The sequence below is a fragment of the Aerococcus sp. NPDC058936 genome (genome assembly GCF_042741995.1).
Classification (GTDB): Bacteria; Bacillota; Bacilli; order Lactobacillales; family Aerococcaceae; genus Aerococcus.
The window spans coordinates 1-971 of record NZ_JBHYKZ010000018.1 but is presented as its reverse complement, the minus strand read 5'-3'; the positions used below and the strand labels follow the sequence as shown (position 1 = coordinate 971).

Sequence of the window (971 nt, the reverse complement as noted above, 5' to 3'; positions counted from 1 at the left end):
ACCGAGGGAGTAATACCAGCATCACCATTTAAGCGATAGACACCGCGATCTACTCGTTCGAACAGACCAGGGGTATTTAAACTCAGATATGAACGTACAGAAGATTTTGAAATTTCTCCAATTTTCAAATAAACAGCGTTGGTTATCTCCTCAATAGAAGCTTCTCTTCCAAGCCTTAAAAAACATTCAATTATCGAGTCACGAACAACACCAGGAGCCAAAGACATGTTTATAAATCCAGTATTTTTGTATAAAATAATAATACTAACTAGACGTCAGGACGTCAATTTAGTTTAAAAGTGACGTCAAAAGAGCATGCATTAACTCCGCATTTACCATAACAGTGCTTTCCGGCACCGCCTCAGGGCGGGTTCGGCGCGAAAGCGGCGTCAGCCCGGTAAAACCGGCAGTAAACTCCCCACTAAATCGCGCATTCCGCGTCAGATAAATTTCACCCGACTGCATAGCCATGCAACCGGGTGAATGGCACCGGCTTTCGGCGGGGATCTGCGCCGCCCCCCCCGTTTTATCCGGTTTGTTACAGCGACGGACCGTCATACGTCCGCTGGCGCTGCGATCGTTCCAGCTCCAGCGCTTTCTGGTGCTGCGCCGCCCGCTGCTGCTCCCGGTGCGCCTCGATTCCGTTCAGCCTTGCGACAACCGGCGCAGCTGATCGCTCAAACTCTGCACCTGCCTGCTCAAGACCGTGACGCGCTCGCTCAGCGCCGCGTTCTCCCGTTGCATAAGACCAGACATCGTCCGCCATTCCGCGAAGGCGTTCTCCCACTCGTCCAGCCTTTTCGAGTAGTCCTGCTGTAGCTGCTCTAATGCGCTCAGCAACTGTTTTTCCAGCTCCGTCATGTGCTATTTCCCCGCCAGTATCATCCAGCTCGAATCCTCTCCGAACCGTACCTCTTCATGTTTCACCCTCACTCAGCGTCGTCTCTGTTAGCCGCAGGTCTAGAGCTGCA

At 52.1% G+C, this 971-nt stretch carries 2 protein-coding genes; both read right to left on the bottom strand.

Features of this window, described 5'->3' with window-relative positions:
* Positions 1-221: hypothetical protein (locus tag ACFW0C_RS09725; RefSeq protein ID WP_378107042.1), on the bottom strand; the 221-nt coding region annotated here is incomplete at its 3' end.
* 424 nt (positions 222-645) lie between these two features.
* Positions 646-861 carry an MbeD family mobilization/exclusion protein gene (locus ACFW0C_RS09720; RefSeq protein ID WP_079967714.1) on the bottom strand — a complete coding sequence of 72 codons (216 nt, stop codon included), beginning with the start codon at positions 859-861 and terminating at the stop codon, positions 646-648.
* Between the last annotated feature and the right edge of the window lie 110 nt (positions 862-971).